The 23,012-nt window shown below is 28.9% G+C and carries 25 protein-coding genes and 1 pseudogene; 17 read left to right on the forward strand and 9 right to left on the reverse strand.

Annotated elements, in window-relative coordinates; genetic code table 4:
- Nucleotides 1-28 precede the first annotated feature (28 nt).
- Nucleotides 29-475: a 23S rRNA (pseudouridine(1915)-N(3))-methyltransferase RlmH gene (locus KQ878_RS01320; RefSeq protein ID WP_216505321.1), complete on the reverse strand. Its 447-nt coding sequence runs from the start codon at nt 473-475 to the stop codon at nt 29-31.
- Nucleotides 462-2,300, reverse strand: a complete 1,839-nt coding sequence (gene mnmG / locus KQ878_RS01325) for a tRNA uridine-5-carboxymethylaminomethyl(34) synthesis enzyme MnmG (RefSeq protein WP_216567787.1) — start codon at nt 2,298-2,300, stop codon at nt 462-464. Before mnmG ends, KQ878_RS01320 begins: the two co-directional genes overlap by 14 nt.
- A gap of 184 nt (nt 2,301-2,484) precedes the next feature.
- On the opposite strand from mnmG, the gene KQ878_RS01330 reads away from it, so the two are divergent.
- The 11 genes from KQ878_RS01330 to rplS all read left to right on the forward strand — a co-directional run bounded on the left by KQ878_RS01330 (nt 2,485) and on the right by rplS (nt 12,523).
- The gene (locus KQ878_RS01330) at nt 2,485-3,702 is read left to right on the forward strand and encodes an ATP-binding cassette domain-containing protein (protein ID WP_216505323.1); all 1,218 of its coding nucleotides are present in this window, start codon (nt 2,485-2,487) and stop codon (nt 3,700-3,702) included.
- Nucleotides 3,689-4,648 carry a carbohydrate ABC transporter permease gene (locus tag KQ878_RS01335; protein WP_216567788.1) on the forward strand — a complete coding sequence of 320 codons (960 nt, stop codon included), beginning with the start codon at nt 3,689-3,691 and terminating at the stop codon, nt 4,646-4,648. Before KQ878_RS01330 ends, KQ878_RS01335 begins: the two co-directional genes overlap by 14 nt.
- Nucleotides 4,641-5,444 (forward strand): ABC transporter permease subunit, encoded by an 804-nt coding sequence (locus tag KQ878_RS01340; RefSeq protein ID WP_216505325.1) that lies wholly within the window; start codon nt 4,641-4,643, stop codon nt 5,442-5,444. The genes KQ878_RS01335 and KQ878_RS01340 overlap by 8 nt, the downstream gene beginning before the upstream one ends.
- A 193-nt stretch (nt 5,445-5,637) precedes the next feature.
- Nucleotides 5,638-7,455: a P68 family surface lipoprotein gene (locus KQ878_RS01345; protein ID WP_216505326.1), complete on the forward strand. Its 1,818-nt coding sequence runs from the start codon at nt 5,638-5,640 to the stop codon at nt 7,453-7,455.
- Nucleotides 7,456-7,529: 74 nt separating this feature from the next.
- Nucleotides 7,530-8,339 (forward strand): Cof-type HAD-IIB family hydrolase, encoded by an 810-nt coding sequence (locus KQ878_RS01350; RefSeq protein WP_216505327.1) that lies wholly within the window; start codon nt 7,530-7,532, stop codon nt 8,337-8,339.
- 8 nt (nt 8,340-8,347) lie between these two features.
- Nucleotides 8,348-9,670: a C1 family peptidase gene (locus KQ878_RS01355; protein ID WP_216567789.1), complete on the forward strand. Its 1,323-nt coding sequence runs from the start codon at nt 8,348-8,350 to the stop codon at nt 9,668-9,670.
- Between the two features lie 99 nt (nt 9,671-9,769).
- Nucleotides 9,770-10,588 (forward strand): HAD-IIB family hydrolase, encoded by an 819-nt coding sequence (locus tag KQ878_RS01360; protein WP_216505329.1) that lies wholly within the window; start codon nt 9,770-9,772, stop codon nt 10,586-10,588.
- Nucleotides 10,589-10,825: 237 nt separating this feature from the next.
- Complete coding sequence (locus KQ878_RS04515) at nt 10,826-11,002, forward strand: TM2 domain-containing protein (protein ID WP_373422548.1); 177 nt, start codon at nt 10,826-10,828, stop codon at nt 11,000-11,002.
- A 222-nt stretch (nt 11,003-11,224) separates the two neighbouring features.
- On the forward strand, nt 11,225-11,494 hold the full coding sequence (gene rpsP, locus KQ878_RS01365) for a 30S ribosomal protein S16 (RefSeq protein WP_216505330.1): 270 nt from the start codon (nt 11,225-11,227) through the stop codon (nt 11,492-11,494).
- Nucleotides 11,494-12,177, forward strand: coding sequence for a tRNA (guanosine(37)-N1)-methyltransferase TrmD (trmD, locus tag KQ878_RS01370; RefSeq protein ID WP_216505331.1), 684 nt, complete (start codon nt 11,494-11,496; stop codon nt 12,175-12,177). Before rpsP ends, trmD begins: the two co-directional genes overlap by 1 nt.
- Nucleotides 12,167-12,523, forward strand: coding sequence for a 50S ribosomal protein L19 (rplS, locus tag KQ878_RS01375; RefSeq protein ID WP_171111485.1), 357 nt, complete (start codon nt 12,167-12,169; stop codon nt 12,521-12,523). The genes trmD and rplS overlap by 11 nt, the downstream gene beginning before the upstream one ends.
- A gap of 60 nt (nt 12,524-12,583) precedes the next feature.
- Here the strand turns inward: rplS and KQ878_RS01380 are convergent, their stop codons facing one another.
- Nucleotides 12,584-13,372, reverse strand: coding sequence for an MAGa3780 family membrane protein (locus KQ878_RS01380; RefSeq protein ID WP_216505332.1), 789 nt, complete (start codon nt 13,370-13,372; stop codon nt 12,584-12,586).
- A gap of 57 nt (nt 13,373-13,429) precedes the next feature.
- Nucleotides 13,430-14,020 carry a hypothetical protein gene (locus tag KQ878_RS01385; protein WP_216505333.1) on the reverse strand — a complete coding sequence of 197 codons (591 nt, stop codon included), beginning with the start codon at nt 14,018-14,020 and terminating at the stop codon, nt 13,430-13,432.
- Between the two features lie 104 nt (nt 14,021-14,124).
- Between KQ878_RS01385 and KQ878_RS01390 the strand changes: the two genes are divergently transcribed.
- The 3 genes from KQ878_RS01390 to hinT are packed head-to-tail and all read left to right on the forward strand — an operon-like array spanning nt 14,125 to nt 17,988.
- Nucleotides 14,125-16,353 carry a HinT-interacting membrane complex protein P80 gene (locus KQ878_RS01390; protein WP_216567790.1) on the forward strand — a complete coding sequence of 743 codons (2,229 nt, stop codon included), beginning with the start codon at nt 14,125-14,127 and terminating at the stop codon, nt 16,351-16,353.
- Nucleotides 16,354-16,363: 10 nt separating this feature from the next.
- The gene (locus KQ878_RS01395; RefSeq protein ID WP_216505335.1) at nt 16,364-17,671 is read left to right on the forward strand and encodes a HinT-interacting membrane complex lipoprotein P60; all 1,308 of its coding nucleotides are present in this window, start codon (nt 16,364-16,366) and stop codon (nt 17,669-17,671) included.
- Nucleotides 17,671-17,988, forward strand: a complete 318-nt coding sequence (gene hinT / locus KQ878_RS01400) for a histidine triad protein HinT (RefSeq protein ID WP_216505336.1) — start codon at nt 17,671-17,673, stop codon at nt 17,986-17,988. Before KQ878_RS01395 ends, hinT begins: the two co-directional genes overlap by 1 nt.
- Nucleotides 17,989-18,077: 89 nt before the next feature.
- Here the strand turns inward: hinT and KQ878_RS01405 are convergent, their stop codons facing one another.
- A complete protein-coding gene (locus tag KQ878_RS01405) occupies nt 18,078-18,656 on the reverse strand; it encodes a thymidine kinase (RefSeq protein WP_216505337.1) in 579 nt (192 codons plus the stop codon).
- Nucleotides 18,657-18,816: 160 nt separating this feature from the next.
- On the opposite strand from KQ878_RS01405, the gene KQ878_RS01410 reads away from it, so the two are divergent.
- The 3 genes from KQ878_RS01410 to KQ878_RS01420 all read left to right on the forward strand — a co-directional run bounded on the left by KQ878_RS01410 (nt 18,817) and on the right by KQ878_RS01420 (nt 20,081).
- A complete protein-coding gene (locus KQ878_RS01410; RefSeq protein WP_216567791.1) occupies nt 18,817-19,005 on the forward strand; it encodes a hypothetical protein in 189 nt (62 codons plus the stop codon).
- 111 nt (nt 19,006-19,116) lie between these two features.
- Nucleotides 19,117-19,452 (forward strand): hypothetical protein, encoded by a 336-nt coding sequence (locus KQ878_RS01415; protein ID WP_216567792.1) that lies wholly within the window; start codon nt 19,117-19,119, stop codon nt 19,450-19,452.
- Nucleotides 19,404-20,081, forward strand: coding sequence for an AEC family transporter (locus KQ878_RS01420; protein WP_216505339.1), 678 nt, complete (start codon nt 19,404-19,406; stop codon nt 20,079-20,081). Before KQ878_RS01415 ends, KQ878_RS01420 begins: the two co-directional genes overlap by 49 nt.
- A gap of 88 nt (nt 20,082-20,169) precedes the next feature.
- Here KQ878_RS01420 and KQ878_RS01425 read toward each other — a convergent pair whose 3' ends face one another.
- The 4 genes and pseudogenes from KQ878_RS01425 to KQ878_RS01440 all read right to left on the reverse strand — a co-directional run bounded on the left by KQ878_RS01425 (nt 20,170) and on the right by KQ878_RS01440 (nt 22,927).
- Entirely contained in the window at nt 20,170-20,397 is a 228-nt protein-coding gene (locus tag KQ878_RS01425; RefSeq protein ID WP_246526025.1) for a TM2 domain-containing protein, read from the reverse strand.
- Between the two features lie 150 nt (nt 20,398-20,547).
- A pseudogene (locus tag KQ878_RS01430) lies at nt 20,548-20,736 on the reverse strand (leucyl aminopeptidase family protein); the annotation flags it as partial.
- 225 nt (nt 20,737-20,961) lie between these two features.
- Nucleotides 20,962-21,411 carry a hypothetical protein gene (locus KQ878_RS01435; protein WP_216567793.1) on the reverse strand — a complete coding sequence of 150 codons (450 nt, stop codon included), beginning with the start codon at nt 21,409-21,411 and terminating at the stop codon, nt 20,962-20,964.
- Nucleotides 21,412-21,562: 151 nt separating this feature from the next.
- A complete protein-coding gene (locus KQ878_RS01440) occupies nt 21,563-22,927 on the reverse strand; it encodes a M17 family metallopeptidase (protein ID WP_216505340.1) in 1,365 nt (454 codons plus the stop codon).
- Nucleotides 22,928-23,012: the final 85 nt, after the last annotated feature.

Consider the following 23,012-nt stretch of genomic DNA (forward strand, 5'->3'; position numbering starts at 1 on the left):
ACTAAAAATAAAAACGCAAAATGTTGCGTTATTTATGATATTTTTTGTTATTTAAAATTGATGCTGCTCTATAAATTTGTTCACCTAACATAATTCTGAACAATTGGTGTGGAAAAGTTAGCTTAGAAAATGAAAATTTTATGTTTGAATTAATTAAAGTTTCATCCATTCCATCTGATCCACCGATTATGAATGTTATGTCATCGTGAGAGTTGATAATGTCGCTAAAATCAACTGAATCAAACTGTTTACCTTGTAATGAACACATCATAACAAACGAATCTTTTGGGATTAAATCTAAAATTAATTTAGTTTCTTTTGTTTTTTTAACCTCAATATTTTTTTCTTCGCTAAATTCTTTAACCTCAACAGTATTTATTTGATAATAGTGAGAAATTTGTTTTTGGTAATGTAAAAATAATTTTTTAAAATCGGGACTCAGTGAACCGACAGATATGATTTTAATTTTTTTCATTATTTTTACTTTCAATATGAAACATCAACATTTGTATATCGGCTGGATTTATTCCACTAATGCGAGAAGCCTGCCCAATTGTTTGAGGGCGTATTTTAATAAATTTTTGTTTAGCTTCAGTTGCGATGTTTTTAACATGTTCGTAATCGATATCTACTGGAATTTTTAAGTTTTCCAGTCGCACCATTTTTGAAGCATCAGTTTTTTGTTTTTCTATGTACCCGTGTAATCTAACCATAATAGTTAATTCTTTTTGAAATTCAAAATCTGGAATTATATCATTTGGGTCAACATCTGGTCTAGACAATACTTTTAGTAATGTAACCCCATCAAAAATTTGGTATTTTTGAGCAACTTCTGATTTTCCTGATAAATAAGTTGTATGAAGTCTTTGTATTTCATCGTCAATCATTTTGTATTTGTTAATAACTTTTTGGTATTGTTGTTCAGAAATAGTCTGAGCATATAAACCGTATTCAACTAAACGAATGTCGGCGTTATCATTTCTTAATAAAAGTCTATATTCTGCACGAGATGTCAACATTCTATATGGTTCTTTTGTACCTTTGGTTACTAAGTCATCAATTAATACACCTAAATAAGCGTGATTTCTTAAAATAATTATAGGGTCTTTATGTTCTAGTTTTAAACCGGCGTTAATTCCTGCTACTAACCCTTGACCAGCTGCTTCTTCATATCCGCTAGTACCGTTAATTTGACCAGCAGTAAATAAGTTTTCAACAACCTTTGTTTCTAATGAAGGTTTAAGTTGTAATGGGTCGATTGCATCATATTCAATAGCATATGCTCATTTTTGTACTCTTGCATTTTTTAAACCTGGAATTGTCCGAATAATTTTATCCTGCACATCAATTGGCAACGATGTTGAAAGTCCATTAACATATGTTATAGTTCCATCTGCTGTTTCTGGTTCAAAAAATATTTGGTGTCTTTCTTTCGATGCGAACTTAACAATTTTATCTTCAATTGAAGGACAATATCTAGGTCCTATTCCTTCAATTAATCCTGAATACATTGCACTTCTGTGTAGATTTTCATTGATAATTCTGTGTGTTTCTGCGTTAGTATATGTTAAATGGCAAGCAATTTGTGTAGGCACATTGACATGTGAACGAGAAGAGAAACTAAGATTTATGTCATCTAATATTTCTTGCTCGACTTCACTGTAATCTATTGAGTCCGATCAAATTCTAGGTGGTGTTCCAGTCTTTAATCTTTGAATAGTAAAGCCATGGTCTTTTAAAGATTTTGATAATGTTTTAGTTGTTCTTTCGTTATCGGGTCCGCTTTGTGTTGTTTCGTCACCGCGCAAAATTCTAGAATCCATATAAGTACCGGTTGTTATAACACAAACATCAGAATATATGCTTTGTCCATTATCTAATTTAACACCTACAAAACGGTTTTTATCTGTCAATATTTCTTCAACACCAGATTCCAACAAATCTAGGTATGGTTCTTTTTCAACTTCTTTTTCAATGATTTGAGAATATTTTTCTTTGTCAATTTGAGCCCTAAGTGCTCAAACAGCTGGTCCTTTTGACTGATTAAGCATTTTTAACTGAATTGTGGCTTGGTCGGCTCAAAATCCTTGCATACCTCCCAAGGCATCAATTTCGCGAGTAATTATTCCTTTTGCTGGGCCACCGATTGAAGGGTTACAAGGCATCATGCCAAGTCTATTTTTGTTGAATGAAATTAAAAGGGTTTTATGTTTTTTGTGCGCTAAAGCAAACGCAGCCTCAAGTCCTGCGTGCCCGCCACCAACAACAATTGCTTCATATTTATTAATCTTATTATTCATAGTTTTAATTTTATTGCAAAACAAAATAATCGAAATTTTTCTTAAACGAATTAGTTTTAATTACATTTTTTTGCTAATATTATTGAAAAACGTGTGAAATATTTAAAAATTTTTATTATTTTTTAATATAAAAAATTTATAAAAAATAATAATCTATTAATATAACAATTATAATTCATGTATTATGAATAAATCTATAAGCGATAAATATCATTTAATTAATATAAAAAATCTTAAATTTAAGTACAAAAAAAATCAAGATTTTTATGATTTGGATATTAATGAATTACGAATTAAAGGAAACCAAATTGTTTCATTGTTAGGTCCGTCCGGTTCAGGGAAAACGACTCTTTTAAATTTGTTGTTAGGTTATTTAAAACCAACAGAAGGTGAAATAATAATTAAAGATAATCCTAAAACACACGAAATAGCATATATCATGCAAGAAAATTCTATTTATGAAAACGTATCTGTTTTTGACAACATATTTTTAAGCGCAAAAAACTATCAAAAATGAGTTGATAGTGTTCGTATTGAGTATTTTGATGAATACTTTAGTGAGAATCAAAATGACAAGTTATTTGCCTTCTATTTGAACTATGTTAATTCAACAGTTGCTCCAATACAAAGAGAATATGTAAAAAAATGAAGATGATTCAAATTTGTTTGAAAACTATTTTGAGATAAAAAAGTTAAAAATAAATTTAAAATTTTGCATGATATAAAAATAAAAAATCTTTTCAAAAAAGAATTGAATATTGTTGCTAAAAAGTTAGGAATTGATGAACTACTTAATAAAAATGTTAATGAGCTTTCGGGTGGTCAAAAGCAACGGGTTGCTTTTGCAAAAGGAATAATTAAAAAAACAAAATTGGTACTAATGGATGAGCCATTTAGCGCCTTAGATGCCAAAATAAAAGAATCAACCATTGATTGATTATTGAAAATAAAGAAAGAGTTCAATTTAAGTATTGTTATTGTCACTCATGATCAACACGATGCTTTAAAAATAAGCGATAAGATTATTCTACTTGATAAAGGAGTTGTTCAACAATATAGCACCGGAGATAAAATGTACGAAAACCCGCAAAATCTTTTTGTTGCGAAATTTATCGGTTCTCCAGAAATTAATTTTATTGAAACTAAAGGTGATTACTCATACTATATTAGACAAAACAAAATCGAATTAAACGCTGTTAGAAATGGTAAATATAAAATAACAGGCAAAAAACATTTCGGAGATTCTGTTCTTTATTATGTCGAAATCGACCCAAATTTGGTATGACAAATTGTTTTGAAAAATGAAGATATTAGAATCAATCAAAGGGTAAATATCAAATATATGAATTCTGATGTGTTAGTTTTCAACAAAAACGGAGATAGAATCTATGGCAAAAACTAAATTTAAGAAAGAAACTATTTTCAAAGTTATTCAAATTATTCTTTTTATGCTTCCTTTACTAATTTGTATCTTGATGTTTACTATTTTGCCTATCGCTGATACATTTAGCAAATCGTTGCAATATCATCCATATGAATCAAATCAGACAATTACTACTATTAATTTTAAAAATTATGAAAAAGTGTTTATTGATCCTGATTTTCCTACTGCAATATTAAACTCAACAATGGTCCTGATTTTAGGAACGAGTATTTCAATTTTATTGGCGTTTGGTTTTGCAATCATTATTGAAACATTGATTCTTAAAACAGCACGAAATGTTTTTTTGTCTTTAATATATTCACAATTTTTTATTTCAAGTTTCGCTGTGGGCGTATCATTTATTTTCCTTTTTGGACCCAAAAACGTGTTCTTTCGTTTATTTGGATTTGATGGTGTTAGTTTTACTACTGGTTCCTATAAATTTCCAATTTGAGTTTATTATTCATTGTTTCAGATCTGAAGGTCATTACCATTCAATTTAATTTTGTTTGCTTCTGCAATAAACAAGGCAAACGCCAAATATTTTAAATTAATGAAAAACGATAATATCCGCTTATTTGAAATAATTAGACACATCTACATCAAAGAAGTTTCAAAAATATTTTTCACTATTATTTTTACTAATTTTATTTTTGCCAGTTTGTTATATCCACAAGCAATTTTAGACCAAACAACGTTTGATTTTTCAACAAATAAAGCCCACACAATCACTTCCTTTGTTTTAGATTTTATGGGAGCTGACAGGAAAATTTATAATCCGCAAAAAGCTTATGCTGCCGCTTTCTTTGGGTTTATATATTTACTATTTTTACTATTATTAATGTTGGTTTTTCGCCCAGCAAACATAAAAAGAATTATCTTTAAATTGAAAACAATTCGCTCAAAAAGAGGTAGTCATGTTTAAAAAAATAACAAAAGAGATAATTAAATACATTGTTATAGGTTTTTTATGTGTTTTGATTTTATTTCCTCTTTACTATTTACTATTGTTATCATTAAAATCTAATTCAGGAGTTATAGCTAACAATAATAGTTTGTTGATTTCTGAATTTACTTGATCAAATTTTGGTTTGGTTTTAAAAAACAATTTTCTTTGAGCATTTTTATACACTTTATTGTTTAGTTTTATATTAATAATAGTAAGAATAACTATTTATTCATTAGCAATTGCGGGTTTGTTAAAAATGAATAAAGTATTTCAAAAAACTTTTTTATACTTTTTTATAATGATAAGTTTAATTCCCGAGTTTACAATCTATTTAAGTTTGACTAAGTTATTAATTAAGTGAGATTTAAAACATACATTCTTTGCGGCAATAACAAATGCAATATTTTCATTCTTTGTCTTTACATATATATTTAATATTGCAAAAGATGTTAAAAATAATAAACATAAGCTGATGGTTAACGATAATTTAAAATGACATCAAAAAATCTGGTATGTATATTTTCCTAAACTTAGACTTGCATATGTATTATTAATTGTGTTTACTTTTATTAGTGTTTGAAATGATTATTTATGACCGTTGTTTCTCTTAAGGGGAACAAGTGTAACAAATATAACCATATGATATTTGAATGTAGGACACCAAGGAACATTTAATTTTCCAAATCTGCAAGCAGCTGGAGCGTTCCTGTCAATTATAATTCCCATTGCAATTTACGGTATTTTTGCAAAAAAAATTAATTCACTTAACTAAACACGGCTATAAGTCGTGTTTTAACTGGAATTTTTCCATAACTTTAGTTTCATATTATATATATTAATATTAATTAATGTACCTTTTTTAGGGAACTAATTCCAGTTTTTACTAATCAACGTATAAAACGTGTGTTTTAATTTAATTAATGGGGTTATAATAAAAAAGTAATTATTACGTTTAGGAGAAAAAAATGAAAACAAGAAATAAGATTTTATTTTCTGTATTACCAGTGATTTCAAGTGTGCCGGTATTAGCGGCATCTTGTTCTGGTAATGAACAAAAAACCGACAAAAAAGTAATTTTTTCAATGGCACATTCAAAAACATGGCCACTTCCATTGGCTTTAAATCCATTGATTGATTATTACAATGACTTTCATAAAAACGAAAAAGGATTCATAAAAGTTGAACCACTATACGCTGAAACAACCAAAATATATAAAGAATTTGATTTGATAAAAGATGTTAAACAAAATATTGAAACTGGTGAAATCAGTAAATTACCAAACCTTATTTTAGGAGCTCAAGCAAGTGCATACATTCTTAACCAAGGTAAAGATTTACTTGACTTAAATTCATACGGTGTTAATAAAGCATTATTCTCGACAAAAATTGCAAACCTACATGCAAAACTAGCAGGTCAAGATAATACGGACAAGATTTATAACATACCTTTTGACAATGCTGACACTGATGCATTGCTATTTAATTTAGACTTAATGAATTTAATCTTTGAGTTAATTAAACAAGGCGGAGGCCAAGTAGATGAAGCTTCGGATATTTATTTAAAAGCATTAGAAGCTTCCAAAAAAGGAAATGATGTTCCCACAAACAGTATCTTTAAAGCATTGAAGGTTAAAGAAAATGCATTTAAAGATTGAAAAGTTAATGATGAGACATTTAAATCAATTGAATCAATCAGAAAATTTAGTAAAAAATTTCATGATGGCGTTGAATTAGATTCATCAAAAATTAATAAAAAAACAATCGATGGTGAAGTTTTATCAATTGATTATCAAGATCAGGTATTTATTAAAGAATTGACCGAAAACAACAAAAATAAAAGTATTTTTTCATTAGAAAAAACAAACGATAAAAATGAACCTACTAAGGTCAAATACAATATTGTTACTGATGAAGGAATTAAATCTAACTTTACCAATTTATGAAACTCTTATAAAGACACTGTTGCAAGACAAGAATTTACCGAAGGTGAATCAAAACATTCATTTTACAGTATAAAATATATGAAAAATCAACTAGCAGAATGAGGAAACTGAGACATTTTACAATATAAAACAGCAATTAGTTTTGCTGCAAGCGTTGGCGCTAATATGTCAAAACAAACTGTCTGAGCTCACAAATACTTTGTTGAATTGGCTAAAGCAGCTACAGAAGAACAATACAAAACATTTTCGACTGATGATGATGTTCTTCTAAAAGGACAAGTATTGTCTACAGGTAAAAAAGTATTTAGTGAAGGCGGTTCAAGCTTAATTCCAATTAAGTCAAGCGATAACGAATTAAATGATGCAACCGCAAAATTTGTGAAATGATTATATAATGGTAAAAATGACTTATTACAAAAAGGGAAAATGGAAGATAACTGAAAAACATTCGCTAAAACTTCAGGCTATATAATTCCTTTAAAATCGGTAATTAATGAAGATGGTTTTGATTGAATCAACCAAGAAATTACTAACTTGACAAAAAGTGTTAAAGAAAATGAAACTAAATTGAGTACTCTCGATGAAAAGCAAAAAGCTAAATGAGTATCTGATTCATTAGCTATTAACTACTTAAAATCAGCAAAAGTTTCTCTAGAATCAATGTTACTATTTGAAAAAGAAAACGATATTGTCGCTGTGGATAATGCCTTAAACGATAAAACAAGCAGTATTATGAGTATTATCGACAAAGAATTATTGAAACAAACAAATAAGGATAAAGAAGACAGTAAATCAGCTGAAGAAATGATAGAAGCGTTTAAAACATCTATAGCAAAATAACGCCTAGCACACCAAAAGGTGTGCTTTTTGTTAAATTTATTTCTATTGATATATAAATAAGCTATATTTTTAATATGAATATAAATGCAATTGAAGGATATTTTATCGATTTAGACGGAACTATGCTAGACTCAACACCTGAGCAAGGTTACATTTCTGCTGAAAATTTGCAATTCCTAAAAGAATTACAAAAGACTAAACCGGTTGTAATTTCGACTGGAAGATCTCCTAAAGGTGCAGTTGAAGATATAATGAAATTGCTTGGTGCTTCATATGCTGTTTGTTCCACAGGATCTGTTATTGTCGATAAAAAAGGCAGAGAAATTCACAGTGTTTTTTTTGATAATTCGACCAAAACGTCATTACTTCAATACTTTATGTATAGAGGATTCAATTTCATTTTAAACGGAGTTGATAATATATATTACAAAGAAAACTTTAATTGAGATAAAAGGAATTGAGTAGTCCGATTTAATAAAGTGAAATATAATTTACTAGATATTAATCAACAAGTTCGTCAAATACTAGTGTTTGGACCAGAAATTGAAGAAATTACAAAACTAGCTGACTTTATCGAAGGTAATTGACCACAATTAAGCACTCATACAGTTTCTGGCGGTTATTCACTTGAGATAACTCATAATACTGCCACAAAAGGAACGGGAAATGAGTATGTCGCTAACCTACTCGGCTTAAATATCAAAAAATGTGTCCACATAGGTGATTCAAGAAACGATTTATTGGCCTTACCACAGACAGGAATTTTAGTCGCAATGGATAATGCTGAAGGAGAACTAAAAAATGTTGCCAACTTTATTGGTTTTGACTTTAAAAATGGTGGTCTTGCTAAAACTATAAAAAAATTTGAAAAAGAATATAAATAGGAGAAAATATGGAATTAGAAATGAAAAATGTAAAGAAATTTTACAAAAACTATAAAAAAAATAATACTAATAAATTAATTGAAAATGCCGTAACCAAAAACGGTGTCTTAAACGCTACATACAATAATGAAGTGAGAGCTTTCCACAACAATGAATTTAGTGATCAAACTAAAAAAGGTGGCATTACTAACCAAAAATCTTCGGGTAGATGTTGAATTTTTGCTGCCTTAAATGTTTTAAAACCAATAACAATGAAAAAATTAAATGTAGAAAGTTTTGAATATTCTCAAGCTTACACAATGTTCTGAGAAAAAATGGAAAAAGCCAATACTTATCTTTCATTAATAATTCAACACCCTGAATTAGATTTTCAAGATAGATTGTTTGAATTGTTTTTAGGATTTGGACATCAAGATGGGGGATATTGAGAATGAGCAGAAGCGCTAATTACTAAATATGGCGTTGTGCCAAAAAGTGTAATGCCCGAAACATTCAGCTCGTCTAACACTTCACAATTAAACGACGTTTTACAAATTTGTTTATATAACGCCACACTTGAATTGAGATCTTTAGTGAAAAACGGAGCTACCGAAAACGAAGCAAACTCAGTCAAAGAACAAGCACTAAACAAAGTTTTTGAAATATGTGCTAAAGCACTTGGTTTACCTCCGGTTGAATTTGACTTTGAGTACCGTGATAAAGATAAAAAATTCAAAAAAATATCAAAAATTACACCATTAAAATGACTAAAAAAATATACTTCGGAAGATTACAGAAAATTGGTAAATTTATATGCCGACCCGCGTGATATTTACCCTAAAAATACAATGTTAGCCGCTAAATACTTTAGGGGTCCGATTGAATCAAAAACTTTGTCATTTATTAATGTAGATATGAGCGAAATCAAATCTGCTCTAATAAAAAGTATTAAAGCTGGCGAACCAGTTTGATTTGCATGCGATATGGGGCCACAAATCGATTCTAAAGTTGGCATTATGGATACAAAACTTTATCAAATTGATGAAGCGTTCGGTTTGAATAATAAATTAACCAAAGCTGATAAATTAAACATGAAATTATCTGTCCCAAATCACGCAATGACTTTTGTTGGAGTTGACTTAGACGAAAATAATAACCCAATTAAATGAGAAGTAGAAAACTCATGAGGAGATGACAAGGGAGCTAAAGGATACTTTTCAATGTCTGATTCATGATTTAACGAATATGTTTACAGTATCATAGTTAATCCAAAATATGTTTCACAAGACACGTTAAATGCTCAATTAAAAGAACCAATTGAAATTGAACCTTGAGACCCTCTTTCAATGTAATTTGTTACAAAAAAGGTAGCCTAATACTATCTTTTTTTGTATTCATGTGTAAAAAAATATTATTATTATCTTTTTGTTTATAGGTATAATTTCGGCACTATGGAAAAAATAAAAAACAAAGCGAAAGCTTACTTCATTGATTTAGATGGAACCTTTTTAGATAAACCTTTTGGGCATGGTACGGTAAGTGATATTAATATACAAGTTGCCCATAAAGTTAACAAAACTAAACCAGTAATTTTTTCAACTGGGCGTGGAAATACTAAATTGACAATGGATATTGTTCATAAAGTTGGTTCTCCCTATGCCGTTTGTTTAAATGGGGCGTTAATAGTAGACAAAGACAACAATGTTTTATATCGAAAAACTATGGATAAAAATATTACGTTAGAAGTTTTAGATATTTTTAAGAAAAACAATATGTTTATTTTTGTTAATGGCATTATGACTATGTATCATTCTGGCAATTTAGACAGCGAATTTATGAAAGAATGAGCTATGAAATGTGAAAAAAAAGACTATTCAATGATTCCAAATGATATTGAATTTTCAAAATTATTAGTTTTTGGTTTAAATCGTGAAAATACAAAAATTTTGTGAGAACAGTTATCAAATAAATTTCCACAATTAGCATTTTATTTGGTTTCTAATGGTTGAACTATTGAAGTTGGTCCTCTAGATGCAAATAAAGGAATTGCTAATAGAGAAGTTTGCAATTATTTAAACATCAATCCGCAAGAAGCCTATCATATCGGCGATTCCGCTAACGATGTACCTGCAAAAAAATATTTAGGTAAATTTATAGCAATGAATGGTTCTCTTGATTTTGTTAAGAAGCAAGCTGATTATGTTGCTTGTGATTATATAGATGCGGGATTATCCAAAGTTTTAATTGAACTAGAGGATCTAGATAATTAAAAACAAGACTTAATTAAGTCTTGTTTTTTTGTTCGTTATGCGTTGCATAATCTTGAATGTTTTATATTTTTATGAAAATTTCCCAGATTTAAATCATTTTATATAAAAAATGATTTTTTTATAGTTTTTTGCTTCCTAAAAAAAAAAAAAAAAAAATGTATCATGTAGGTGTAAAAAAATAAAAAAGGAGAAAAAAATGCAAAAAAGTAGATTGGTATTATTTTTTTAGCTCTATTCTTGGGCTGATTAGGAATCGATAGATTTTACGCAGTGCGGCCAAAATATGCCTTTATAAAATTATTCACATTCGGATTATTTGGAATTTGATGAATTATTGATATTTTCATGGCTCTATTTGGGTGAATGAGAGACGGAAATGGTCAAATAATTCATAAATGAACATATAAGAAATAATATAAAATGGTAATTAATTTACCGAATATTAGTGAAATTAATTACCAACAACTTATTGATATTATATTTTATAATGTAAAGCAAAAATACTTTACATTTTTTCTTTTTATTTATAAATATTATATTAAAATATAAATGCAATTTGCTTGATGTCAAGCACTTGCGCTTGACAGTAATTGTCCAACAAATAAATAGATTTGTATAAAAATAAGGAGAAATCTTATGGTAAAAATTAGATTAAAAAGAACCGGATCTAAATTTAACGCACAATACAAAATTGTTGCCGCAGATGCGCGTTCACCACGTGACGGTAGATTTATTGAAGCATTAGGTCAATACAACCCTCACACAAAAGAATTCTTTATTAAAGAAGAATTAGTGCAAAAATGAGTAGATAATGGTGCTCAATTAACACAAGTTGTTCACGACTTATTCAGAAAACACGGCTTAAATGAAAAACTTGCTAAAAATTCAAAACACCAATCTAAATAATGAAAATTAATTTTTTGACTCTTTTCCCAAATTATTTCAAACCCTTTGTAGGGGAATCAATAATCTCCAAAGCAATAGCTAGAGGATTAATTGATATTGAAGTAATTGACTTTAGATTATTCAGCAAGGATAAACATCATAAGGTTGATGATGAAATTTATGGTGGAGGCCATGGCTTATTATTACAAGTTGAGCCAATTGATTTAGCTCTAGATTCACTCAAACAAAGAGGTGGTTATAAAATTTTGGTTACCCCTCAAGGAAAAAAATTTGACCAATCTATTGCTAATAGACTCGCAAACGAGAAAGAAATTACCTTTATTTCCGGACGTTATGAAGGATTTGACGAAAGAATTGTTGAATTGGTAGATGAAGAAATTTCAATTGGGGATTATGTTTTAACTGGAGGAGAATTACCTTCGATGGTTATGGCAGATTCAATAATTAGACTTGTACCTGGGGTAATCAAAGATGAATCCCATCAATTTGATTCATTTCAAAATGATGGGTTGTTAGATTATCCTCAATATACACGTCCACGAGAATATAAGGGAATGAAAGTACCTGAAGTATTATTCAATGGCAACCATGCTGAAATTCAAAAGTGAAAAAAAGAAGCTCAATACAACAAAACATTAAAAAATAGACCCGATATTATCGAAAGGATTAATAATGAGAAGTAAATTAATTGAATTAGTAGAACAAAGTCAATTACGTAAAGATCACCCAGATTTTCGTGTTGGCGATAATGTTAAAGTATATGTTCGTATCCGTGAAGGAGAAAAAGAACGTATTCAAATTTTTGAAGGTTTAGTAATTAGTAAAACTGAATCAGGAACTCGTGAAAACTTTACTGTTAGAAAAATATCATTTGGTATTGGGGTTGACAGAACATTCCCATTGCACTCACCATTTGTTGCACAAATCGAAGTTGTACGTTCAAACAAAGTTCGTCGTGCTAAATTAAACTACATTCGTCAAAGAAGCGGTAAATCAGCAAGACTTAAAGAAATTAAACGTAACAAATAATAACAATAATTACAACCATTTGGTTGTTTTTTTATATAAAAAATAACCATTTTCGAATGGCTATTTTTTACTAATGTGTCTTTTTTTCTGTATTTTAAAACAAATATTATTAGTATATTTGATTCGGTATACTGCTATCCAAAATAAACTAAATAGGACTGGTATAATTGCGCCTAGCACAAACATTAAAATGTCTAATATTATGATTAATAGAACATTTCCGCCTTTGTAGAATAGAGGGTTCACAAAATCAAGAAAACTATAAATAACCACACCTTTATTATTTTGATAAACATTGAAATTTGCGAAATAAACTATGAAGGCGAATAGGAAATATGCAAGAACTATACCTATCAATATACCAATGGTTTTGTTATTTACTGCAATTTCCTTTCTGACTAAATACAAGGTAATAAATCCTAATATTGGATTAATAGCATGTGTGATTAATGAGCGAATTGCACCATAAGGCTCAGATCAAGTTTTAGGGTTTCAAGATATTAATGCTCAATAAATTATAAAGGTTACTGTAATTAAAACTACGGACATAAAAAAGGCTTTTTTGAATTTTTGACTACCTTTAAAATGAGGAAACATTATCAACGTTATTCCTAAAAAGAAATTTGTTAGATAAGTAAAATAGAAAAAGGCATATACGTTTTTAAAAACTATTGAAATAACTGGTGTTCCATTATAACTGTCTTGACTGCTTGTATAAGTGAACGCATCTGCAATTGCAAAAGTTAATGATGTAATTAATACTATTAATCCAAATATTAAAAACAGTTTATTTAATTTATTTTTGTATAAGCAATTGTGTGAGTTTGTTTTATTATTGTTTTTTTTCATAATTGCATTATATAAATAAACCTTAAATTTAGAAATAATTATTCATTTTTAAATAAACTATCAAATGCTCATAATTTGTTTTTCGTTGAATGCTGTAAAATATGGTATTTTTTCATCAAACACTGAAATATAACTCATTTCGTTTCAATTAAGGTCTTTAAATAAACAAAATTTATAAATGTTTGAACTTGTTATTAATCATTCGGTTGGACGATCATGGTAAAAAATATTTACCAAGTCGAGTTGGCTTATTCATAGTGATTTTCTCGCTTTTAACCGTAACAACAGCGATTTGGTATTATCGCCTCAATACAATAATCTTTGATATGTTCTTTTGTCTATTTTTTTTATGATTTTCTCACTAGAGGTGCCAATAATTATGTGAATAGAAATTTTAATATTTTCAAATTCAAAATAAGGTAGTAAAGATTTATTTTTACTTTTATAGTTTGCAAATTTAAATAATTCAGGTTTTCTTGAGGAAAGTTCTAGAAAATCATTTCAATAAACACATATCGAAAAGAAATTTTCGGGATTAGTGCCTTGTTTAGATGCTTGATAGGCAGCAGGACTAAGTGATCATTTAATATGCTCTTCATTTAATATGGTAATTAATTGGTATATTGCATTTTTTCTTTCGATTTTCATACGAATATTATAAATCATAACTGGTAAAAGCATATTATGTCTATTAATATTAAGTTTAGTATATAATATTAAAATCTTAATATGGATATGAAAGGAAATAATATATGGGAAAGAAAAAAGAAACCTTTTTTGAACGTTTGACTAGAAAAAACGCTCAACAAGAGGAAAATGCTAATCCAAAAACAAGAAAAACAAGAAATTGAAAATTTTGAGTAATTTCGTCAGTTCTTGTTGCATCTGTTGTTGCGGGTATTACTATTCCACTTGCGGCTAATAGTTTGATTAAAAATTATAATGATGCAATTTCTGATGATACTGAAATTCTTTCTTTTGATGTTGAAGGCCAAAAAGATAAATCAATTAAATTCAATATGTCTTCACTTAAGGGTGAAAACAGTTTAGAAAATGCTCAAAACCCTAAAACAGTTCTTGAACAAGCCTTTAAGCAAGCTATTTTTTATTTATATAATGAGGAAGTTAAAGCATCTAAAGAATATCAAAGATTATGAAATTCATCACGTAGCGAAGACGACAAAGAAAGAAATGATATTGCGTTGAAGGATATCGATTCATTAAAACAAAAACACGAAAACTTATTATTGGATTACAAAGCGCAATTTGTAAAGTCTTTTGGATACTCAAAATGAGAGGCTGCCTTTAATGATTTTCTAATTAAAAATTACAATGGAGCCAAAACAATTCAAGAGGCTGTGGATCTTAAAGTTTATTCAGAAATTCAACACGACGCCCTACGTCGTTTCAGACTTAACTCGCAGTTCAACATTAAAGATATTGATAGAGTTGCATCAAATGATATTTATAAAATTGATGATTCGGGAAAACTAACAAACGAGATTCTATTCAAAAAAGGTGAAAGAGTATTTCCATTTTTCAAAAAAGATGTTAACTATTTTGAAATAAAAGATATTAAAGAAAAAATGACATTTATGACCGATAGTTATGTTGTGGCAGTTAATAATGACCCGAATAACTACAATAATGAATACAAGAATGCTGATAAATTTATCACTCATTTTTTAAGAAACAATAATCCATTCTTAGTTTCTCAATTTACATTCCCTGGTGTTGCCCCTGATAAAAAAGAATCAGACAAAGAAACAAAATGAACAATCGATAAGAAAACATTCAAAAAGATGATGTTTTACTGACCGGCAGCTGAACAAAAACCTTTTGACGGAGCAATTTCTTTTGAAAAAATTAATTTAGGATTTAAAAGTTATGATGAATATGTAAAAATGACCGAATCAGATAAAACAAACGAACTAAATAAGAAAATTGTTGAATTTAGTACCGTATTAAGCCACCTTTCATCTGATGATGAAGAAATTAAAAAGAATTGAGGTTCATCAGGGCTTACTTCTATAACAGAATTATTTAAAAAAGGTGGAGATGATACTCTTAAAGCATTTTCAACGCTTGACAATTTACTATATAACAATGAGCAAATTCCAGAAGTAGACTTATTTGGCACCTTCACAACTATTAGAAATAATATTATTAAGGAATTCAATATTACTAATCCAATTAGCGATATTAAATCAGCATCTGACAGACAAGCAGCACAAAATTTAATTGGCCAATTTAACGAAGAAATTAAGAAAGTCTTTGATGAAGCAAGCGATGTTAAAAAAATTGGCTTAACTACTGATAAATTTAATGATTTAGTGGTCAAACCTATAACAGAATTGTTTGAAAAAGACGGAAAAATTAGCACAGTTTACAAACTAAAAGGTGACAATAATACTCGTGTTATTCTTTCATCTAAAGGTATCACCTTGCTTAAAATGAAAAATATTGATGAATTTAAAACACAAGATTTAAATTCGCAAGAATTAGTAATTAAAGACATGATTAAGAAAGATTTCTATCTTTCAAATAAATACAAAAACAGTATTAATGGGAAAAAATACAATGCTTTAAGTTTGATTAATAATTCAATGACTTCACCAGACATTGTTTTAGGCCAAATGTTAAAGAATCCTGATTTTATAAATTATCTAAAACAACAAAATAATATATATGCAATCGATGAAAATGGTAATTTATTAGAAAATGTTAAATATTCAGACAAAGATATTAATGAGATTAAAGAACTAAATGAAAATATCGCTATTTCATTCAAGGCCAGAGAATCATTAGAATTAACAAAAGCTGTAGATAAATGAATGAAGGAAAGAGCCACGGCAAATTACGATGATTTATTTGAATTGAAAAATGATAAAGTTTACTTCAAAAAGAATAATTCAAATTACGGAAAAGATGCAAATTCAATGGTTTACGATGAATTATTGAAATTAAGAAAGGTTAAATAAGGTGATTAAAATGAAAAAAATTAATTTATTATTGGCTTCACCAGCTTTAGCTCTTCCGATTGCTGTAGTTTCTTGTGGACAAAATATTGATACAGCCGCAAAATTAAAACAAATAGAAGAAATCAAAAAATCAGCTCCTGAAATTTTAAAAAAAATATTCACTCATTCGACATTACTTTCACTTTATGATGTTAAAGTTGATGATTCGTCTAAAATTGAGGAAATTTACAAAAACACTTTTAACGATGAGGGTACTATCCTATTTAAAGACTCATGAAAAGCATTTCAGTTATATTCAAAAAATAAATTAGATGCAAATCCTTATTATTTTGCTGAAAAATTAAATGAATGAGTTGGTGATAAAACACTAAAAAATGATGAAATTCAAGTCCTTTCTGAATTCAAACCAGGGGATTTAGTACCGTTAAATAAATTTAAGATTTTGTGACTAAACGAAAAAACTGGAATTAGAGCTGATTTAGAAAAAATGTTAATTGTTAATAAGTACTTCCATATTAGCGATAAAGACAATTTAAAGAAAATTGACTCTAACTTTAAATATGATAAAGACTTAAAATTTGAATTAAATAATTATTTACTTTCTAAATATGCAGTCGATAAACAATATGCTCAAATCTGAACTAAAGACATTAGTGTAACAAATGATGACGACGATTTCTTCACCAACAAAAAAATAGCTACTGCTATTGATGGTGTTGATTCATTTAATACATTTTGAAAAGAGACCGACACAAAAAAACAACTTAATAGTGAAATTGAATTTGTGACTGGTCATGAAATAGACAAAAAACTATATGGGTACTCAGGGTTCAAACAACAAACTAACCAGTATTCATTAAAGTGAAGTTTTGATAGTTTGAAAACAAAACAACAAAAAGATTTATATGGTTTTTATGATGTTGTTAATGATCGTTTAGTTAATACTGAAATTGAATCTAATTTTGCATACAGTCCATATAAAAAGGAATCTACCGATAATAAAAAACCTGTTTTGGTTTATGTAAATCAAATCGCTCCGATTGGTGCAACAAACGAAACCGAACTTCCTAATACCGAAGCGGATGTAGATTCAAAAGATAAGAATAAAATGACAAAGGTTAAGTTACTTTCTTTTGAACAAACAATGTACAAGGATAAGTTAGATGTTTTAGCATATATTTTCTTCTTAAATGATTCTGAATTATTTGACAAGGCAATTAATAGCTTTGCAAAAATAGGCTACAAAATTAAAATTAATAAAACCAGCGAAGCTTTAAGAGAAATAGCTAAAGATATGCCATTTGTGGAGTTGATATAATGGATAATATTTTCTTAAACATAATCGAAGGAAAACTTGACGCCAAATTCTTATATAAAGATGAAAAGTGTGTAGCGTTCTATGATAAGTTCCCAGTTAATGAGGGTCACTTCTTAGTTGTTCCTAGAGTTAAATCTAAAAACATTACTGAGACAGATGATTCAACAGCAGCACACTTAATTAATGTTGCTCGTAAATTAGGAAAACAAGAAGTTCTTGATAAAGGTATTAGTGGGTTCAAAATTGTTATTAATACCGGCGCTTCAGCTGAACAATCAATTTTTCACACACATGTGCATGTTATTCCTTATAAGTAAAACAATAAAAAGTCGAATCTTAATTCGGCTTTTTATTATCCTATTTTGTGTAATTTTCTGTATGTTTAATAAAATTACAGATTCTTTAATTATTTATTATTTTTGGCCTTTTCCTTCTCACCTTTTATGTGGCATTGACGACATCGAGCCTCATATTCCGAATCTCCCAAAACATTTAAATCTTGGTTCGAAATCTTTCTGAATGAAAACCCAGCAGGTCTTTTGCAAACTACACAAACCGCTTTTAATTTACTTACTTCATCAGCAATGGCAATGATATGAGGCGTTATTCCAAATGGTTTTCTCAAAAAATCTAGATCCAAACCTGAAACCAGAACATTAACATCTTTGGCTAAAAGATATTCAATAACTTCTGGTAAATTTTCATCAAAAAAATTCATTTCGTCAATTGCAACCGCCCTATATTCAGGACTTCAAATTTCTAAAATTTCCTTAGAATTCTTAACATTTTGTGACTTTAATTTTGCTCCAGTTCGACTTACAAGTTCGCTATCACTGAATCTTGAATCAAATGTTGGTTTTATTACCAAAGTGTTAACTTCAGCTCATTTCAGTGTATTAACTCTTTTAAGCAATTCTTCCGTTTTTCCTGAAAACATTGGCCCAGTTATGACCTCTAATCAACCCTTTATATTTCCTCTATTCATAGTTTATCTATTATATGAAATGATTGACTAGATTTAACAAAATATTTTTTATATTTGAGCAGCGTGTATTTTTAAATTATTATATGAAAACATTTACGTTTTTCTTATTTATTAATTTCTATCTACTAAAATTAAATAAATAGACATTTTAGGAGGTCAAGTGCAACAATTTTTGAATATTATTACTTCACAGAGTATATATGGAGCGGTTTTTGCAACCTTAGTATTTGTTGGCATTGGTTTCGCCTGTTCTAAAAGTGGCTTAATCAGTTCTGAAATGAATATGAAACTTTCATTAACTACCATTAATTATTTTTTACCTGTGTTGTGTTTTGGTGCGTTTATGTAAAATGCTGAGTTTTCAAACATATCTACGATTCTAAAAGTTCTAATTACTGCTTTTGGATTCTATATTCTATTTGCCACATACGCAAAATTAGTCATAAATTATTGACCTAAATTGATTAGTAACAGAATCCAAAATAAAGCAATTTTAGCTTGAGAAAAAGCTGATAAACCTGGCGAATATAGCGCATATAAACAGGCTTATATAAGAAGTTATCAAGAAAGATTATTAGCGATTGAAATGATAATTGCTTATGGATCATTACAATACTTTGCGTTCCCATTAATTAAGAGTTTATCTGACACAAGCGGTGGGCAAAGTCTTATTTTTGAAGAATTTGCTATTGCATTATTGCAAATTTGAAATATTCCCTTTTTAATCGCCGTATCTACTCACATGCGATGTCTTACGCCGGTATTAAAATCAACAGAAAAGAACTTAAATCCTTAGGCAAAGCTTTATTGCACCCTATGTTGATTACGCTATATATCTCTTTAATTTGTTACTTATTACAATTTGTGTTCCGAACTCAATTCATTGAACCTAACGCAACACTTGATAAAAGTTTGAATATTTCAAATTATGGTTATTATCAATGTGTTTATAATCCCGTGATTCATAAATCAATACCGCAAGAATTTTTACATCATTTTTGAGCAGCATTTCCTAAACAATTTCCAATGTTTGGAATGACTATTGCACTGGGAGTTGGGATTGTATCGCCGATTGCTTGAATTAACACAGGTGTGTCGTTACATTGTTCAAACGTTAAATCTGGTATTAAATCATTATCTGTTTGAATGTGTGTTATTAGAAAATTAATTATAACTCCTTTAGTTATGCTTTTGGTAATTTCAATCCCTATGGTTTATACTAAATTTATTAACGTTTCGACTGGTGTCTTGTTTGTCTTGTTGATGGCCTGTCCTCCGGCAACTGCATGCGTTACCTACTCACTAGCGGCGAATCATAAAGAAATAGATTTCACTGCTCAGGTTTCATCACTCGCTACGTTATGTTGTCTACTTACTATTCCTTTGTGAGTTGTTAGTTCGTTCTGTGTTCTGTCAATTCTATAAATTTGAATGCAAAAACAGCTATGTATATAAATGTTAGCTGTTTTTATTATTTTGTTTGAATATTTTAAAATACTAATTGCCTATAAAATTATCATTTTCTGATAAATTTACGCTCACTATCTTTCATTCCACCAAAAATTGCTAGGAATCAATCAATTATTGCTCCAATTCCGAATCAACCACCCGTTAGTAATTTAAAGATGCCTAGTCAAACACGACCAGCGTAAATTCTATCCATTCCTAAAAATCCAAAAAAAGTCGATAATATAACTAATGCAGTACGACTTCTAAATGATGTTTGATTAATTTCATTCATAGTATATCCTTTCAAAATGTGTTTTGTTTATAAGTAATTAATTTTGATACTTAATTACTTACCACCATTTTAATGGTTCTGTAAAAAAAAAAAAAAAAGGAGGTTTTTCCTTTTTTTTGATTGTTTTTAGGTTAAATTTCCGGAAATAATTTAAATTAAAGCTAATTCTGTAAGTGTTTTAACCATAGGACTTTGAGGAACTTCGTTAATGTCTGCTGTACCGGTGATATCCATATGGATGTATTCAACACCTTCAGTGAATTCTTTCAAGAACATTGCAGCTGAACAAGACCCAGCTAAACCTGATAAATCAGTATTTTTTAGATCAGCAACTACAGATTTTTTGAGTCCTTCAGCGACGGTGTGTTACTTACCAATGTTAAATCATAAGAAATATGTTGTCCGATCATGTTGGAACATTGTGTTGTTAATTTGCATTTCTCTATGAATGTCGGTTCGTTCTGTGTTCTGTCAATTCTTTAAATTTGAAAATAAAAAACAACTATTCGTTTAAACGTTAGTTGTTTTAATTTATGATGATTTTGCAAAGTTAATATTCGTGTTTTAATTTTCAATTAATGTTTCTATATTTTCGGAAATTCCACCTTGAAGCTCAACTGCCATTTGGTAAATACTTTTTTGTTCTTCAATAGTTTTATTTAATTGGTCTTGAATGTTGCGTAGTTTCTTTTTAAAGACCATAATGTAAAGAACACCTGGAATTATTAAAAATAGTAATAGTATCAATACTGCCATTTTATTAATTTTTGTGTTTGATAATTGTTCTTTTAATGTTTTTTTGCGTTCCTCTAAATCAAGAAATTGTTGGAATAGACTTCCAAGTCTAATAGCGTTTTTATTGCTATCTGTATCAATAGTAAAGTCCAATTTTACATTTCCTTGTGAAATATCTTGTGAACCTTTTAATTCGAATCCAAAATGACCTGCAATTTCATTAAAATAATCTTCTCTACCAATTGAAGTTCTTAATGTTTTATTAATAAATTTAGCCATAACTTTCTCCTTATAATGTTTTATTTCTTTTACATATAATAATAATGAATTAATATACGTATCAGTATTTTATAGGTCTAGTAAAAAAAAAAAAAAAAAGGAGGTTTTTCCTTTTTTTTGATTGTTTTTAGGTTAAATTTCCGGAAATAATTTAAATTAAAGCTAATTCTGTAAGTGTTTTAACCATAGGACCTTGAGGAACTTCGTTAATGTCTGCTGTACCAGCAATATCCATATGGATGTATTCAACACCCTCAGTGAATTCTTTCAAGAACATTGCAGCTGAACAAGACCCAGCTAAACCTGATAAATCAGTATTTTTAAGATCAGCAACTACAGATTTTTTGATTCCTTCAGCAAATGCTTCATCAAAAGGCATTCTTCAAACAAGTTCGTGAGCGTTGTTTGCTGCTTGACTAACTTCATTTCATGCTCTTTCAGATGTTGCTCAAATACCAGTGTATGTGTGTCCTAAAGCAACAACGATTGCGCCAGTTAATGTTGCAACATCAATAATACGTGTAGCTTTTAGGTTTCTAACAGCATAGGTAATTCCATCAGCAAGAACTAGACGACCTTCAGCATCTGTGTTGTTGATTTCAACTGACTTGCCGTTCATTGATTTTCAAACTGAATCTGGTAATGATGCATCACCATTTACGCGGTTATCTGTAATACACATAACAGCAGAAAAGTTTTTCTTAGGTTGTAATTGAGCAATAGCTTTTAATGTAGAGGCAACAATTACAGAACCTGACATATCATATTTCATTCCTAACATTGAACGAGATGGTTTTAATGAATAACCACCAGAGTCAAATGTAATTCCTTTACCAACAAGAACTGTCTTGTCTTTCGATTCTGAATCTCCATTGTATTCAATTACGACAACACGAGCTTCATACATTGAACCACGGTTTACTGATAATAGCAATCCCATTTTCAACTCTTCGATTTGTTTTTTATCTAAAACAGTAACTTTTAGATTTTTATATTGTTTAAAATCTTTGGCGATTGTTTCTGCTAAAAGTTCAGAATTTAAAATGTTTGGTGGAGTTACTTGTAGATTACGCGCATAATTTGTTGCTTCTGCAAGAATCAATGCTTTTTCAATATCTGATTCTAACTCAGGGCTCACTTCTGATTTGAAAGGTTCAAGAGTGAATTCAGATTCTTTTTTATCTGATTTTTCATTGTAAAGTTTTGCTTTTGCAAAATATATACCACGAATAAATGCTTCCATAACTTTAGATGCTGAAAGTTTTTCGGTAACAAATGTATCAACATCAAATTGATAACTACGTGTTGCTGAAGTAGCTAATCCTTGGAAAAATTTAACAAGTGTATTAAATTCTACTTTCTCCTTTTCACCAAGATAAACGAATGCTTCATTATTGTTTAAGTATTCTGTGATTACTAGGTTTTTTTCGATTAAATGTTCGATTTTATCCGCACCTTTATAAGTTGCTTTCAATAAAACTTCATTTGATCTTTTTTGGTTTATTTTTTTGAACATATTTTTCTCCTTCTCATAATAATAATTATATTTTAGCATTATAACCATTACTTTTACTTAAATAGTGATTATTAATTTTAAGTAA

This window comes from Mycoplasma zalophidermidis, from assembly GCF_018913985.1.
GTDB classification, from domain to species: Bacteria; Bacillota_I; Bacilli_A; order Mycoplasmatales; family Metamycoplasmataceae; genus Mycoplasmopsis; species Mycoplasmopsis zalophidermidis.